We start from the raw sequence: 16,722 nt of genomic DNA on the forward strand, positions 1-16,722 counted from the left end.
CATCACCATGCCTCCAGTAGTTTGCTTAATGGTTGAGGGGTCGGTTCCAACATATCCATACGCACCCAAAACAAGCAAAACTAGGGCGCTAGAAAAACCACTACCCGCTTTTTGTATGAACGTACCAGCAGAGTAAAACAATCCTGTTGCACGACGACCATTTTTCCACTCTGAATAATCAGCCGTATTTCCGAGCATGCTAAAGGTCAACACCGGCATAAAGGCGGCAAAAAAACTCAGCGGCACAACCCAGCACAAACAGCCCCGTCACATTGTCCTGGCCCAAGAAGGAAATACAGTCGGTCAGAATACCTCAGGTTACCAACGAGGCAACAAACACTCTGCTCAGGCTCGAAACGGCTCAGCTGTCGCTATTGGTCTCTTGGCTTACACGGGCTTATCTTGGTGCTGGAACGCGGCCTGCTGCATTACGCCCATCCCCAGTTGGGGATTTACTGGTCCATCGAATTGAACGCACTCTGGCTTGTGGCTGTTTTGGTTTGTGCACCACTCATCAGCGGCCCGCTGTGAGTGTATGCGTTCTTTAAAACAACGCTCAATTTCAGGGAAAGGCATGACATCGAGTCACTGATCGTCGAAGATTGGTGACTCAATAGTGCGTTGACTTGGTCTTTAAGCCTCAGTAGCATCGGCCTCTGCTCGTCTAGCACGTAAATCATTTTCGATTGTCTTCATTTGCTTGTCATCCAGGGGATACCAGAGTAGAAATATAGCTCCTAATCCCGCAATAACTAGAGGGATGCCACTCATTAGAAGTACCATGCCCTCTATGGACCCTTCAACAGCCGACTCAATGTCAGCGTCATAGCCATACATTGCTAAAACAATCAACACAATGGCTCCTGCAAAGCCATGTCCAGTTTTATTAATGAATGTTCCAGCTGAATACATTAGCCCTGTTGCTCGACGGCGGTTTTTCCATTCAGAATAATCTACCGTATCACCCAGCATACTAAAGAAAAGTACTGGCAGTATGCCACCAAAGAATTCTCCGATAACCGCCAAAACTAACATTAGCGTGACCTGATCTGGCCGTACGAAGTAAATAGCACCGCTGAAGACACCGCCAAGCACAAACGCACCAATCATCAAGGTGCGCTTGTTCATCCATTCGGAGAGTTTTCCGCAGGCTATTGCCGCAAACAGTGAAGCAGTGAGGGTAATTCCAAAGTAGACACTTAACAGATCAGGGCGTTGCAAATAGTAACTGAAATAATAACTGGCAGCACTAGGGCGTACCACGGTGAATAAACCGAACATTATGCCCACAACCAGCAATATTAACCATGGTTTGTTGGTCATTAAATCAGCCAAGTCTTTTTGACAATTGTTTAGTGTATCTCGAGGGCGAGATATTAACTTTAACCTCAGGATCAAGGTAAAAACAAAGCTTAGGATGGCAAACCCAGCGGCAAGGTATTTATATAATGAGGACCATTCGGTCATAGCCAGACTTATCATAAAAACACTGACACCAAATACAGGCAACAATATTATCGGCAGACTGTAAAACAGCTCTTTCATTTCCTGACCAAAACTCTTATCCGTACGCGCTACCGGCTTCACTCTCTCTTTGGTAGTGAGATAAGTAATCAACATGAAAATAACCAAGAGCACGGCAAAAATCGGCATGGTTCGTTGATACCCTTGAATTCGATCTCCCTGGCCCAAATACTCTACTAACATTGGCAAGGTTGTCATGACCAATAGACCACCCCCAAATGCACCAATAAAGCGGAAGCTGGACAGACTCGCGCGCTCAGTCACATTATCCGTCATCACTCCCATTAACGCTCCATAAGGCACATTGTTGGCTGTGTAAGCCAACGTAAGGCCAATATAAACGACGTAAGCATAGATAAGTTTGCCGGTATAACTTAAATCTGGAGTTACATATATAAGTGCCAAGCTAATGGCCAAAATTGGAGCCGACCATAATATCCAAGGTCGAAATTTTCCTTTCGAACTGTGCGTACGATCAGCAATTGACCCCATGATAATATCCGTCACACCATCAGAGAGGCGGACCACAAGCACTAAAATTGCCGCATGCGCAGCCATTAAGCCAAAAGTATCCGTATAAAATGCCGGAATTAGAAAAAGACTCCGCCAGACAAAGTTAGCCGCCGCATCGCCCATGGCGTAGCCGCTTTTTTCGAGAATGGAGAGTTTGTTTGCAGATGTTGTCGCCACGTTGGTCACCTCGGGCTCTTGTCGTTTTTATAGATTATATGGTTTTTATATGTCACCTAATGCTGCGAAAGCTTAAGAGGCCATCGCTCAAATGTACAGCGTTAATGCAACGTTAACGATACCGGGAACTCTTCCGCGGCGCGTTGGCTTAGCTCCGCACGCCAAGTCGGCGGGCAATTTCCTCTTTCCAGCCTAAAATAGCCGTATCGTCAGACTCAAACAGCGCAATACCCACCTGATACCGCCCCGCCTCGGCGCGGCACCACTTAACCTCGCCGGTGAGTACAAAGCGGACGTCCGGCTCATGCAACTGAATACATAGCGGGTATATATGACCGGCAGGCAGGGGCCGATCCAGCTTCACTTGTATGCCATTGGCAGACAAATCGGTGGAGCGGCTAATAACGATTTTGGCAGGGTCAGAGCCTTGCTCCGCCTCTAACTCCAGATACACCGCTTCGCTAGCGGTAAGCCTGTATTCCTGGCGCTGCTCTGAGGGTATGGTCGATTTAGTCATATGATAGCCGCCTATTCGTTATTATTCGGTACGGCGCAAACCGCGCACGATAGTTTCAAGGCGATTCTCAAAGCCTTGCTCGGGCTGGTGAAACACAGCCCGACCTTCCACCAGGTAAGCCAGCAGCTCATCGTATTTAAGCTCGGCCACCTTAGTGCCAACACGATCAACGAAGATATATTTGCCCGTGCTGCGCATACTCACCGCTAGTTTACAGCGCACGGTTTTACCATCCGCCAGTGGTAAATCAGCCCATGTACCCAAAGTTAAGTGATCTAACTTGTCACACATTGCCTGCTCGTGCGCCTCACGCTCCTCGGCCTGCCGTCGCTCGAGCGCGGCTTGCTCTTGCTCTCGCTGTTTTTGAGCCAGTAACTTAGCCTCGATCCGAGCTTTCGTTTCCGCTTCTTTGCGCGCCGCCAGATCACGTTTGCGGGCCGCGTGTGCCTCGCGCTGTTTACGCTCTGCCTCATCTCGCTCCTGCTGTTTGGCCTGAGCACGCGCCTGGAGCTGTTGTTGCAATTGTGCCATCCGCGCGTTGGTTGCGGTAAGCGCCGCTGACGCGACGGGTACTTGAGGAATCTCCCGCGCTATACCCGCCTCAAAGCAAACTGTCATTTGTTCGACAGATTTTTGCAGCACTTTATGGCCGTTGCGATTGACGAATAATAACAAGTCAGTGCCGGTCGCCTGCATTAAAAACTGGCAGCGAATACTCTGCTCACCGTCATCAAACTCAATCCAGTCACCACGACTAAAGCGATGCTCCTGACTACTTGTCTGCAACTGCTTAAGCGCCTCAATTTCAGTTGAAACCTGCTTTTTAGCGGCGGTCACTGTTTCCGGCGCCTGGCCTTTAAGCAGGATGATTACCTGTTCAGAGAAATCAGCCAAGTGGCTTTGATAAACACTGTCGGTGCACACCCTGTTGGCCTTGGTGGTTTCAAGCTTGGATAATAGCGCTGGCCCCTTTTGAAAAAACGCCTGCCGATCTTCCTCAGATTTTTCAGGGTTAACCGCCCATACCATTAATTGCAGCACACGAACCCAAAAATTCCAGTCTGAGTCATGCTCGGAACCATTAATAATAGTGAACTGCAGGCTGGGAAGAATCACCTCTTCAATAAAGCTCAGAGTCGACTCAGGTACCGGCTTCAGCGCCACAAATTCATTATAAACTGCGGTAACACGCTGTTGCGCCATACCCGCGCGAATGCGCCCCTGCTCAGAAGTTTGCATACGCTCGGCCAATATCGCAGCCTTATCCAGCTCCCGGTCACCTAGCTTATTAAACTCCTCCAGCGCAGGGGCCCAGTGCTCTGGCCCAGCTTGCATTGCTGTGCACAGCTGCTCAGTGCGCTCCAGAAATTTTCGGCCAGACCCACCCAACCCCTCGTACCAACTTTGTAAATGAAAAAAACACTGGTCTAGCGCGCGGCGGTTGTCATTAAGATATTGCAAATTTAGCGATTCATCCTCCGCTGTATAAGCCAGCAGGTACTCCAGGATGCGACTCTTAACTGGAGCCAGTTGCGCCACCATATGAACATTGTCGGCCAGTGCGCGTGCCAACCAACAGCCGTAAAGCCCGGACAGGCCGGCATTAGCGGCAAAGGGTAAACGCTGGTAGGCAGGCCAAATGTCGTCGGCACGGTGAAAGTCTTCACCCACGCTTAGCAACTGCGCCGCTGAAGCTGGCGCAAAACTCGCGCCACCCAGCGCCAGCAGGGTGCGTATCTCTGAATATCTGCTTTTATCGACCAAAACCTTCTCCGTTTCCATCGCCGCCGCCCAATAACAGACAGCACGAACCAATTGCGTGCACCGGGCACAATTTTCGCACCACTTCATCTCTCGGTGCTTGCACAAAAATGCCGCAAAGCCTCAATTTACTTACACACCACCGCACCAAGAAAAGCCAATAGCTCACCATATATGGGCATTTGCCGACTTCAACCCCGCACCAAATTGACACAAAAACACTGGCACAGCACTTGCTACGTACCGTTTTTAGACACACGACGAACCCAAACATGAATGGGTAAAGTTTCGCTCAGTTTATAAAATGGTAACGCTGTATGAACTCGCAAAACCTGAATTTACTTGATATCACAAAAGCCAATATCAGATTGCTACACCTAACTTGGTTTGCCTTTTTCCTGACCTTTGTGGTCTGGTTTTCTCATGCACCGCTCAAGCCGCTTATTATGGAAGCATTTGGCATGAGCATCGCTCAATGGAAAGCCCTGCTTATTCTTAATGTAGCTCTTACCATCCCCGCGCGCATTGTTATCGGCATTTTGGTGGATAAATTCGGCCCGCGCATTGTGTATTCCCTCTTACTCGCCGCCGGCGGCTTAATGTGTCTGGCCTTTGCCAGCGCACAAACCTATGAGCAACTCGCCCTATTCCGCTTTTTACTGGGCTTTGTTGGCGCCGGCTTTGTTATTGGTATTCGCCTGGTGGGTGAATGGTTCCCTGCCCGTAACGTTGGCCTGGCCGAAGGCGTATACGGCGGCTGGGGCAACTTCGGCTCGGCCGCTGCGGCCTTTACTCTGCCTACCATAGCGTTAATGTTCGGCGGCGAAGACGGCTGGCGCTACGCCATCGGCACTACCGGCTTAATGGCAATGGCTTACTCGGTGGTGTTTTACCTGCGCGCGCGCAACACCCCTAAAGGCTCTACTTACTTTAAGCCCAAGAAAACCGGTGGCCTGGAAGTAACCAGTAAAAGAGACTTCTACTTTTACCTGGCCATGAACCTGCCCATGTACATCATTCTGGCGGTACTGGCGTGGAAACTGTCGCCCAGTGGTGTTGGACTTCTTAGTCAAACCATGACGTATGTGATGTACGGTGTTCTGCTGTTACTGTGCGTCTACCAATTCAGCCAGATTTATAAAGTAAACAAAGAAATGCTAGCGGGCGCTGAAGTCCCTGAGCACGACAAGTACAAGTTTAAGCAGGTCGCTATTTTGGACTGGGCTTACTTTGTCACCTTTGGCTCTGAGTTGGCGGTGGTATCTATGCTGCCGGCATTCTTTTTGGAAACATTCGAAGGCATGTCACTGGCGGCAGCCGGTGCCCTAGGTGCGGCTTACGCCTTTATGAATCTGGTGGCCCGCCCTGGCGGTGGTTATATCAGCGATAAATTTGGTCGTCGCCTGTCTATGTCGATTTTCATAATTGGCTTAACCATCGGCTATTTCACCTTGTCACAGGTGACCGGCAGCTGGCCGATTTGGATGGCCGTAGCCGCGGTAATGTTCTGCTCCTTCTTCGTGCAAGCGGGCGAAGGCGCGGTTTTTGCCATGGTGCCTTTGGTAAAACGCCGTATGACCGGACAAATCGCGGGCATGGCTGGCGCCTTCGGTAACGTGGGGGCTGTAACCTTCCTGACGATTTACAGCTTTGTCGATGCCGGTACCTTCTTTATGTTGATTGGCTGCGCCGCGCTGCTGATTTTCCTAATTGTTCAGTTCCTCGAAGAGCCTGCCGGTCACATGCATGAGCTCAATGAAGACGGCACCTTGACCCAGATCGAACTGACCTGATTTACTCCACTGCTGTACCGGCGCGCTTGCGCCGGTTGTGAGACGCGCTATGATGTCACCCAACAATAATTCAAAAAGCGCGCCTATGGAGCATTTACAGCCCTCGCTCAGCGTCAGTTTTGCTCAGTTGAGTGAAGCCGGCCGTAAGAGCGAAAACCAAGACACCGTCGGTGCCTGCTTTCCCGAAGGCGCCGCGCTTGCCACCAAAGGCATTGCCGTAGCCATCGCCGATGGCGTCAGCAGTTCCCAGTCGGCCAAGCAGGCCAGTCAAACCGCCATTACCGGCTTTTTAAACGATTACTACGCGACCCCCGACACCTGGCGCACTGGCCAATCTGCCAACCGCGTCATTCAGTCTCTGAATCGTTACCTGTGGAGCCAAGGGCAAAACAGCGTACGTCAGGAGGGTTTTCTAACGACTCTGTCGCTGCTGATTTTTAAAGGCGACAAAATGTTTGTCTTTCACGTCGGTGACAGCCGCATTTACCGCTACCGCCAGGGCTCGCTTGAGCAAATTACCCGCGACCACAACCAACGTATTGATCACAAAACCACGTACTTGAGCCGCGCCATGGGAGCCGACTTGAGTCTCGAAGTGGACATGCAGTCCCACGAAATTGAACGCGGGGATATTTACCTGCTCAGCACCGACGGCTTGCACGACTTTATCGACCATCGCTCCCTGACCAGCCATATTGAAAAAACAACGGATTTAGAAGAGCTGACCCAACAGCTGTACTCAAAAGCACTGGCCAACGGCAGTGAGGACAACATTAGCGTGCAAATCGCGCGCGTGGATGATGTGGGCACACCCAGCGAAAGCGACGCCATTACCGTTCTCTCGCGCCTGCCCTTTCCACCGATACTTGATGTGGGCCAAACCCTCGACGGCCTGACGGTCGAAAAAATTCTGCACGAATCAGAGCGCAGCCAGGTTTACCTGGTGAAACGCGACGACGACACGCGCCTGGTAATGAAAACCCCATCGCCCAATTACGTTGACGACGCCGCGTTTATCGAGCGCTTTGTGCGCGAATCCTGGATTGGCTCACGGCTCAATAACCGACAAGTTGTGCGCGTGGTCGAACCCAAACAAACACGCAGCTGCCTGTACTATTTAACCGAATATATTCCCGGGCCGACCTTAACCCAACTGATTAACGAGCGCGCACCGTTTGCCGTGGCCGATGCCACAGAGCTTGCCGAGCAACTGGTCACCGGCGTGCGCGCATTACACCGGCGCGATACCTTGCACCAAGACCTCAAGCCCGACAATATCGTTATGGGCCGACAAGGCGCCTGCTTAATTGATTTTGGCTCCTGTTGGGTGGCGGGCATTGAAGAAATGGCCTCGCCCATCGCTGGCGACAAAATACTCGGCACCCTCGACTACTCCGCACCCGAGTATCGCTACGGCGGCCCGACCGGACCGAGATCCGATCAATTCTCCCTCGCCGTACTTGTTTACGAAATGCTAACCGGCAAACACCCCTACGGCGACGGCTATGGCAAAGCCATGTCACTGGCGCAATTTCAAAAACTGACATACCGTTCCGCCCTGCAATTTAACCCGCTGGTTCCCGTGTGGATGGACCGCGCCCTGGAGAAATCCCTCTACATCCAGCCGGCGCAACGCTACGAAGCACTGTCCGAATGGTTGCGCGACATCAAACGCCCCAACCCCAACTGGCTTACCGCCAAACACAAACCGCTGATAGAGCGCCACCCGGAACGGGTGTGGAAGGTGCTGGCAATTGCGGGATGGGCCGTGGCGATTGGGTTACTGGTTTTTGTTGCTACTAGGTAAAAAGGACGTCGGACGACTGAGGTCTGAAGGGTTTACGGATTGTTTCAGACTTCCGACCTCGGACATCAGACGTTTTATTGCTTTTCTTACTTCCGACGTCGGTCATCAGACGTTTTTTTAGTCGAGAATTGAAGATTCGTTAGTTTCATTTGACGCTACTTAATATGCTTCCTCATACTAGAATACGTGCGTTCACGTAATACAATATCGCAACACCACCTAACGTTGTAATTAGCTAGCTGGCTGCTGAAAAACCCCATACATGCTAGGTTTTTATTTTGGGGATAAGGGCTGAAAAATTTATGAGTGATCTATACACACAACTAATAACCGTATTTATGGGCTTTTTTGCAATCATGAACCCGATTGCAAACACTGCAGCGTTTGCTGGATTGGCCGGAAATAAGTCAGGGTCAGAACAGTTTCGCATCGCAACTAAAGCGCTGCTTATTACATTTTTCACCATTTTACTATTTTCCTTACTTGGCAAGGTGATTTTTCATTTATTTGGCATCACTTTACACGCACTAAGAATTACCGGCGGCATTCTGGTTTTTTTAATTGGTTACCACATGCTCAACGGGACAGGCTCCAACCTGCACTCCTCAGAGAATAACGACGCATCTGATATCGCCGTATCACCGCTCGCGGTTCCACTACTGGCTGGGCCGGGGACGATAGCTACTGCAATGAACTACTCCGCCTCTGGGGGGCTAATGGGTATAGTCATTACGGTCTCTGTATTTGCCGTTATGTGCGCTATTACATTCTTTTGTTTCATTTTTAGTGCAAAAATTCTAGCCATACTAGGCGAGGGCGCTTTAAGCATTGTTACGCGCCTGATGGGTCTAATTTTGGCTGTTATTGGCATTCAAATGGTTATTGTCGGAATAGCGGGTGCGTTCAACTTACCTGGCACTTACTAACGAGCGATAAAACCGATGGGCCCTATAAAAAACGACAATTGCTATGCAACAAATATTGAAAGTGGCTCACGTAGCAATCAATATACGCCACCAGATGGTTTTTAAGCGAGAGTTTAGAAACTGGCGGTGCGCTCGCGCGCGCCGCCATACTACTTAAGATTTCTCAGTTTAACTTTTCAATATCACCAGGCTTCCAGCTACCATCAATGGCCGTTTCAGTTGGCAGATAGAGTCTAAGGATGGAAAAGAAACCCTTGCCTGGCACCGTGGCCAGCCAGTTCTTCTCTTTGCCTTTTGGCGCTTTAGGTCCAATATACAAGGTGGTACTACCATCAGCGTTCTTAACTGGATTATCGAGTTTGCCCAGCGACGGGAATGGCTGACCGTTGTCCAGACCCGAAGCACTTGCGGCCTCATACAAAGTCACAGACCAAAACAATTTGGCAGGGATGTCTTTGGGCAAGCGCAGCTTATAGCTATGTTCGCCGTTAAGATGATCTTGATCCTCGTCTTTGAAGGCAATCATATAGTATGCCCCTTTACCTGGTGTCATAGACACCATCCCGGGGCTGATAGAGTAGTAATCGGTAAAGAACCAGGCGCGCGCATCAAGATCTGTATAACCACCCGAACGAGATGAAAAACTTAAATCGAGCTTCGAATCCGGCCACCGAGCCCCAATATTGTTAATAGGATTCACCCACTGGCGATCTTTATATACGTAGAGTTCCTCGCCATTTAACACTTCTTGCATGCCCAGCATACGGCTGGTTTTGTAAGCAGTCTCTGCCGCCTGAGCTAACAACTCTTTTGTTCTTTTATTGGGACTAAATGGCTGACCTTCAACAATTCCCAGCCCCGCCAACATACCGAGCCAGTCTGGCCCTGCCAGATTACTTCCCTCGGTGTCCACCAAATACTTGAGCTGCTTGAATGCATCGAAACCGGTGCGCGGCAACATATTGTGCCCTGACTGTGACGCATCCTCAAAAACCATGCCTTTGGCGTTACTTTTTTTACCCAGCGGGTACAATTTCGACTGCTTTAACACATCCACTGCGGGACTGATATTATCCAGCGACTGATAAAATGATCGCAGGAAAATAAACACATTATTTGTGCCAGAACGGTAAACGTAATGACCTGAAGGTACATCGCCTTTATACCCCGGTGGCAATATTAAAAACTTTCCGCCTTTGCCACCATCGGGGCCAGGCAAGCCAATATCACCAAAATATTCCCCGCCATCATGAGGAATGGGGCGCTGCCAAAAATCGAGTAGAATTCCCTGTAATTTAGGTGGCGCCTCGAACACCAGTGGACCGGTCTCGGCCAAATTCACAAAGGAGATACCGTAAATTAAATCTGAGTTAGGTGTTGTGACTTGCGTTCGAGCATCCAGCCGCTTCGTCCAGATCGCCATAGTGTTGTAGGTTGGACTATAAGATTCGGCAAAGCCGTCGCGCATACCCATAGTATTGAGCAAAGGCAGAGCCCAAAGGTACGTTTGGCTTGCGCGCTGAAATATTAATTCTTCCTTTAAAACTTGCGCGGTTTGCTCGCCAGCCCGGTTGTGATCGAGCGGAATATTAGCCAATGATTCGTAGCGGTCTGCCTGCGCCTGTGCAAACCAAGCAATAAGCACACTACCTACCAATACGCCTTGTAGAGGGGACTTCATATTCTTTCTCCTTGATCCATGAAGGTTGATTAATTGAGGCTGAGTAAAATTCAGTTGGTACCGCTCACCTCAAAAACGTTTTAGCTTAGCAGTAGTAGCATAATATTATTGCAACATTACCCTACCCAAGAAGAATCATGCGACAGAATTTCTTTCTTTTACCAACCTTAATCAATATGGCTATAATACTGCGGTTTCTGTTTTTGCAAAACACACGCTGTTCCCCCGTAGCTGATTCATCTACCATCAGTCACAGACGCCATTCAAGGAGATCATCATGGCTAGAAACAACCCCTCACCGAGCAAAGCTATTAATCGAAGCTGTTTTACAAGCCGCGTATTATTCGGCGCCACTCTGGCCGCATCACTGTACGCTAGCGTGGCTTGCAGCAACACCCTTAAAAAAGACAATAGCGTGCCGCTTGCCAATGCCACTTTGCACGGAGACGAGGTGATAGACACCCCGATTGGCGAAATCAAATTAACCGATACGTACTTCGATGAAGAGGCTTCCCAGCGCCTATATGACGAAATGGACTTTCAACGTGCGTCCCAATCGTACATTTGGGCACATCCCATGGTCAGCGTTGTAACTCAGCAGAAACGTCTTGAAGAAGCCTATGGCCTCACCTCAGAGCATGACATTGTTGTCCTTAAATCATTAAAGGAAAAACGCGGCATTGTTACGGGCAACCTAACCGTTCCCTATATGTTTGGGTACGTCGATTTAAAAGATGGCCCGGTTGTTTTTGATTACCCAGCGGGTGCCACTGCCAGTGGTTTTGTCGATGTGTGGCAACGCACTGTAACCGACATCGGCCAAACGGGCCCCGAGAAAGCGCAAGGCGGCACCTTTGTTATTGTGGGGCCCGAAGACGATATCAGCGAGTACGAAAAGCCCGACACTTACACCTTCCAGAGTGTGTCCAACTTTTTGGTAATCGCCCTGCGAATTCTCGACCCAGACCCTGCATATATGAAAAAGTTTAAAAGCGAGTTCAAAATGGGACGCCTGGGCTCGGACCTGAAGCCTTTCAATTACATCGAAGATAAAAATATAGAGTGGAGCGGAACCGCCCCGCGCGGCTTGGCCTACTGGCAGCGGCTGTCTGAGATAATTAACCACGAACCTATACGTGTAATAGACAAGGCCTGGACCGCAATGCTTGAGCCATTAGGGATTGAAAAAGGCAAGCCCTTCAACCCTACCGAGCGTCAACGGAAAATTTTACTGGAAGGTGCAGCCATGGGAGAATTGATGGCACGCAATATTCAGATTACACCCCGTTATACTCAGCCTTGGTGGGCAGGTACATCATGGTACAAGAGCTATGATTTTAATGTACCACAAGAAACCGAAACCAAAGTTCAACTGGACGAGCGTACCACTTGGTTCTATGAAGCTGTCTACAGTTCTAAGGGCATGGTCAACCCACCCGTGGGCGCCGGCCAGGTGTATATGACTACCAAGCGCGACAGCAAAGGAAACCTACTTAGAGCCGATAAAACCTATAAACTCACTGTTCCCGCAGACGTACCGGTAAAACAGTTTTGGTCCGTTACGTTATACAGCGAAAATACGCGCCGCCCTTACGACAACGGTGGCACAGAACTTAAAGACGTTACACTGGGGAGCAGAAGCGAGCAACTGCAGTATAACGACGATGGCTCTGTCGATCTTTACATCGGCGCAAAAGCTCCCGATGGCATGGAAAGTAACTATTTGAAAACGGTAGGGGACGACGGTTGGTTTGTGTACTTCCGTCTTTACGCACCACTTGAGCCGTTCTTTGACAAGTCCTTTGAACTACCTGACTTTCAATTAGTGGACTAGTTTTCGGTGTCGAGCTGCCAATGTAGAATAATACCTTCCCGGAACGGATAGCACCAACCGGGGAGGTAATTAGACTAAAGCAGGTTGCGGGTTGCGGGTTGCGGGTTGCGGGTTGCGGGTTGCGGGTTGCGGGTTGCGGGTTGCGGGTTAAAGATTGTCTCAGACCTCAGACGTCGGTCATCAGACCTATTACCGCTTTTCATACTTCCGACATCAGGAGATAAGCTTCCCCGTCAATTACCTTAACCAAACAGTTCAACTGAACACTCCGCACCAACTGATTGAGACACTATATTTTACATCACAGGTAGCGATCATGGATGAGCTTGCAGGCATGCTGATATTTACATGGCCAATTTTGCTTGGTGTCGCGATACGGCTTGGTAGTCGTGGCACACGTTTTTAAAAGCCCTCGATTGGGTATGGCTATCTATGGGTAGCTTGTAGCGTTCTTCTGGCTTTGGCAATCATATTCCTTTATACAAGGCCTCTAAGTCTGTGTATGCAATCCGTTGCTAATCCTGTACTCTCTGACTGCACTGCCTTACCTATTTGGGCATACCACTTAATCGTAGAGTGGAACTTAGTTATCAGCAACATCATTGGGTTAGCCGTAGTTACGTACATCATGTTTGGCAAGGCTAATAAATTTGACAAGGCGCCCACATCCGACGCCGCAAGAGTCGACTCAGTTTAGCGCGGCATTATGGAGAATTCAGTGAACGTTGAGCGTATTTTTATTTGCCCAGAACATGGAATGGAGCTATTTGAATTTGAACGAATCACAGTAAAAACAGGATTAGGAGTAGTAGGTGATCGAAACTTCGGCAAGAGTACCCATCCCGGTCAAAATATCACATTGGTAGAAGCAGAAGAGATCGAACTATTTTGTTCAGAAAACCAACTGCCCATAGACCTAACAATCACGCGCCGGAATATTGTCACCAGAGGCGTAAGGTTAAACAGTCTCGAGAATAAAGAGTTTAGTATTGGTACAGTAAGGTTACGTGGAGTTGAGCTTTGTGAACCTTGCAGCCTACTTGCTGAAAACCTGAGTACTGACTCACTACCTGCTAAAGAAGTCATAAGACGCTGGCTTCAACGTGGCGGTTTGAGAGCAGATGTACTAAGCAATGGAGAGATCATCCGTGGAAGTCATATTGCTACCATCGCTAAAAAGGGGACGCAATAAATATCCGATGATGTGTCCAAATTGCACTGAGCGTTTAACGCCTACTGATGCCAGTGGCATACAAACTTACACGTGTAAGTACTGCAATGGAATCTGGGTTCCTGAGCGATCATTAGCTGCTCTATTAAAGAAAGAGGGAGAGAGCATTACCTCTCATGATTTAGCACTGAAGGCTAAAGAAGAAAAAGATGGTTCGCGCAGTTGTGCAACATGCCCCAGCATCAAGTTAAAAGTGATCGAAACTCATAAAATTGAAATAGACGTGTGTACTAGATGTTTTGGCTTATTCTTCGATCAGAATGAAATCAATAATATCCTTCCAGATTCGTATAAGCCTCAATCTAGTAGTGGAAGTGTTGGGCAGTACATGGCTACGGAGGGCGTATTTTGGGTAATAATCGCTTTTTTTACCGGCACTGGCTGAATGTATAAAAAGGCAATCATGACTCGAATAACCTTCTATTTATTGCTACCCTTTCTCATTGCGGCGGCAACTAAAGCATGGTGGGTAAACTACAGGTACGAGCCAACGTCAGACGCCACCATATATGGCAATGATTTTTCTGCTGTCGAACTCTACACATGCGCAAACAACAAGTACTTCACCGCTGAACAGTGCCATGAGATCGCCAAAAACAATGGGGTATTTACCGTCCTGAGAGACCTAAACAACGATGGTGTTAAAGACCTTTGGTCAGTTGGTGTCGCAAAGTACAAATCTGGGGAATCCCCCTATGCGAACGTAGTTGTAGTTAGTAACCCAATAACTAAGAAGATTCAGCAGATACTTGCTGTTGAGCTAAAAGAACCGGGTTTTGCGTTATTCTTTGGCAGCGAGGAACGCCTATCCCTTTTCTTCTGCATGAAGTGTGGTAGCTACGCAGACATCGTATGGCAAGACAATGAGTGGACATTGGTATGGCCAGAGCTCTATGGGTCAAGACCCTAACAATGGTTTAAGCGTCGTTCAGGCCTTACAACCTTTACCGGGAAGACAAAGCTTCACCGCTGTTGTGCAAAGGGAAATACGATGGCTAATAGTGCCAATGCTTATTACAGCATTGATATGCGCCATTTACATTTTTAAACGCTAACCATTAGGCTAGCCTGACCGCGACATTCTACGATACAACCAGATTGTCGATGAAAATAGCAGCCCTACACTGAAAGGAATCACAATGCCACCCACAGTCATCCCCCCGCCCCCACCAAAAGCGTTAAAAACCTGCCAACGCTGCGGGCTACAATCATCGGTTGACGAGAAAGACTGCACCCACTGCACCGACCTGTCAGACCGAGAGCTGCACACCTACTTACGCAAACACATTGATGAGCAGCAAGCACGCACAAACCTAGCAGGCTGCTGAAAAACCCCAAGCGTACTCTTGTTTATGTTTTGGGCGATGTTGAATGGATAGTAGGAATAACATAGACAAATAGTTTGCGAATTAACGAGCACAACATTCCCCTTAAGAACCAGCCGAATGGAGGCCTGTTTTTTGCGGCAAGCGTATTGGACATACGCTCAAGTATAGCCAGGCCAGGGACAAGATAAATGACGCGCAGCGGCAGAGAGGGTGCCCCGGGGCGCGGCCAATCGATATGGCCTCAAAAAACGGGCCGGAATGATGGGGCCCGAATAGCTACATGGGTGTAGTGTATTAGGCCAACGCAGGCACAGCTGTCGAGCCAAGTTATCGGAGCGCCCTCTTTTGAATCCTTTTCTGGGCGCAGAAAAGGATTTCGCCCGCCCGGCGAAACGCCCCCCCTACTTGATAGGCGTCAACCTAAGCACCACTACATCGTGTGGTGGAATCGCCAATTCCAAATTCCGATTAGTATCGCCTTTGCCGCCTTGCCAAAGATCGCGCCAAGCAAATGTCTCGTGGTTAAAATCTATGCTACGACCGGTAAGGTCATCTTTAACCAAATTAAACTGCCAGTCGTGAGTATATTCAAGCGTATCGTCCCCTCGGTTCAAAAACAGGAACGCCCACTCGCCATTGGCTAACGGCTTTAGAAACACATTCAGGTCGCCTGCGTCGATATAACGCATGGCTTCAACGCCTGCCGGGTCTTGATTAAGCGCGACAATGTCTTTGTTGGTTAGGATTTTACGAGTCGCCTCAGACATACTGCGCAAATCATTGCCGGCAATCAGCGGGGAGTTGAGCATAGCCCACAGGGAGAAGTGCGAGCGGTCTTCCGCTTCGCTCATACCATTGCCCACTTCCATCATATCGTAGTCGTTCCAGTGGCCGGGCCCGGCGTACTGACGCAGGCGCAAGTCTTTGCGTATATCGAGAATCTTCAGAACGCCCAGGCTGCTCCAACTACCCCAACCATAGGCACAATCCCAGCACGGGTAGATGTCTCCGGTGGCGCGCCAGCTGTGACCAATATCCTGTGCCCACTCCCACGGCTGATTGTCACCCCATTCGCAAATGCTATACAAAATGGGACGACCCGCCGCTTTCAAAGCATCGCGCATAGTGGTGTAGGCGCCAATCGGATTAATGTTTTCGGTATCACACCAATCGTATTTTAAGTAGTCGATGCCCCAGGCGGCATAGGTTTTTGCATCCTGATACTCGTGGCCACGCGAGCCTGGGTAGCCAGCACAAGTGGTATTGCCGGCGTCCGAATAAATGCCCAACTTTAAACCTTTACTGTGCACGTAGTCGGCCAGCGCTTTCATGCCCGACGGAAAGCGCTCCTTATTGACTTGAATGTTGCCCTTGGCGTCGCGCTCGCCGTGCCAGCAGTCATCGATATTAATATAGGTGTAGCCAGCGTCTTTCATGCCCGTGTCAACCATGGCGTCGGCCATATCACGAATCATGCTTTCGTCAACGTCGCAGTCAAACGTATTCCAACTGTTCCAACCCATGGCGGGCGTATCCGCCAGCCCGGCAAATTTTTCAGCGAAGCTTAGGCAAGTGACTGCACTAAGTACGACTGCTAAGAGGCATTTTATCCAGAGTAATTTCATGGCTC

13 protein-coding genes are annotated in these 16,722 nt (G+C 49.4%); 7 read left to right on the forward strand and 6 right to left on the reverse strand.

The window, feature by feature from the left end:
• The 4 genes from QWI17_RS16995 to QWI17_RS17010 form a co-directional block, all read right to left on the reverse strand.
• The coding region (locus QWI17_RS16995; RefSeq protein ID WP_302723714.1) for an MFS transporter at positions 1-246 on the reverse strand (246 nt) is incomplete at its 3' end.
• 387 nt (positions 247-633) lie between these two features.
• Entirely contained in the window at positions 634-2,214 is a 1,581-nt protein-coding gene (locus QWI17_RS17000) for an MFS transporter (RefSeq protein ID WP_302723715.1), read from the reverse strand.
• Between the two features lie 148 nt (positions 2,215-2,362).
• Positions 2,363-2,731 carry a PilZ domain-containing protein gene (locus QWI17_RS17005; RefSeq protein ID WP_302723716.1) on the reverse strand — a complete coding sequence of 123 codons (369 nt, stop codon included), beginning with the start codon at positions 2,729-2,731 and terminating at the stop codon, positions 2,363-2,365.
• Positions 2,732-2,752: 21 nt separating this feature from the next.
• The gene (locus tag QWI17_RS17010) at positions 2,753-4,513 is read right to left on the reverse strand and encodes a DUF1631 family protein (RefSeq protein WP_302723717.1); all 1,761 of its coding nucleotides are present in this window, start codon (positions 4,511-4,513) and stop codon (positions 2,753-2,755) included.
• A 296-nt stretch (positions 4,514-4,809) separates the two neighbouring features.
• On the opposite strand from QWI17_RS17010, the gene QWI17_RS17015 reads away from it, so the two are divergent.
• The 3 genes from QWI17_RS17015 (at position 4,810) to QWI17_RS17025 (ending at position 9,018) form a co-directional block, all read left to right on the forward strand.
• Entirely contained in the window at positions 4,810-6,285 is a 1,476-nt protein-coding gene (locus tag QWI17_RS17015; protein WP_302723718.1) for an MFS transporter, read from the forward strand.
• Between the two features lie 85 nt (positions 6,286-6,370).
• Positions 6,371-8,092 carry a bifunctional protein-serine/threonine kinase/phosphatase gene (locus QWI17_RS17020; RefSeq protein ID WP_302723785.1) on the forward strand — a complete coding sequence of 574 codons (1,722 nt, stop codon included), beginning with the start codon at positions 6,371-6,373 and terminating at the stop codon, positions 8,090-8,092.
• A gap of 302 nt (positions 8,093-8,394) precedes the next feature.
• Positions 8,395-9,018 carry a MarC family protein gene (locus tag QWI17_RS17025; RefSeq protein WP_302723719.1) on the forward strand — a complete coding sequence of 208 codons (624 nt, stop codon included), beginning with the start codon at positions 8,395-8,397 and terminating at the stop codon, positions 9,016-9,018.
• Positions 9,019-9,181: 163 nt separating this feature from the next.
• Here the strand turns inward: QWI17_RS17025 and QWI17_RS17030 are convergent, their stop codons facing one another.
• On the reverse strand, positions 9,182-10,699 hold the full coding sequence (locus QWI17_RS17030; protein WP_302723720.1) for a DUF1254 domain-containing protein: 1,518 nt from the start codon (positions 10,697-10,699) through the stop codon (positions 9,182-9,184).
• Between the two features lie 277 nt (positions 10,700-10,976).
• On the opposite strand from QWI17_RS17030, the gene QWI17_RS17035 reads away from it, so the two are divergent.
• From QWI17_RS17035 to QWI17_RS17050, 4 genes are all read left to right on the forward strand, one after another.
• A complete protein-coding gene (locus tag QWI17_RS17035; protein WP_302723721.1) occupies positions 10,977-12,533 on the forward strand; it encodes a DUF1254 domain-containing protein in 1,557 nt (518 codons plus the stop codon).
• Positions 12,534-13,251: 718 nt separating this feature from the next.
• Positions 13,252-13,725, forward strand: coding sequence for an MOSC domain-containing protein (locus tag QWI17_RS17040; protein WP_302723722.1), 474 nt, complete (start codon positions 13,252-13,254; stop codon positions 13,723-13,725).
• Positions 13,682-14,149, forward strand: a complete 468-nt coding sequence (locus tag QWI17_RS17045) for a TFIIB-type zinc ribbon-containing protein (RefSeq protein ID WP_302723723.1) — start codon at positions 13,682-13,684, stop codon at positions 14,147-14,149. The genes QWI17_RS17040 and QWI17_RS17045 overlap by 44 nt, the downstream gene beginning before the upstream one ends.
• An 18-nt stretch (positions 14,150-14,167) precedes the next feature.
• On the forward strand, positions 14,168-14,674 hold the full coding sequence (locus QWI17_RS17050) for a hypothetical protein (protein WP_302723724.1): 507 nt from the start codon (positions 14,168-14,170) through the stop codon (positions 14,672-14,674).
• 819 nt (positions 14,675-15,493) lie between these two features.
• Here QWI17_RS17050 and QWI17_RS17055 read toward each other — a convergent pair.
• Positions 15,494-16,717: a glycoside hydrolase family 27 protein gene (locus QWI17_RS17055; RefSeq protein ID WP_302723725.1), complete on the reverse strand. Its 1,224-nt coding sequence runs from the start codon at positions 16,715-16,717 to the stop codon at positions 15,494-15,496.
• Positions 16,718-16,722: the final 5 nt, after the last annotated feature.

Origin of the sequence: Gilvimarinus gilvus, assembly GCF_030518155.1 — a bacterium.
Classification (GTDB): Bacteria; Pseudomonadota; Gammaproteobacteria; order Pseudomonadales; family Cellvibrionaceae; genus Gilvimarinus; species Gilvimarinus gilvus.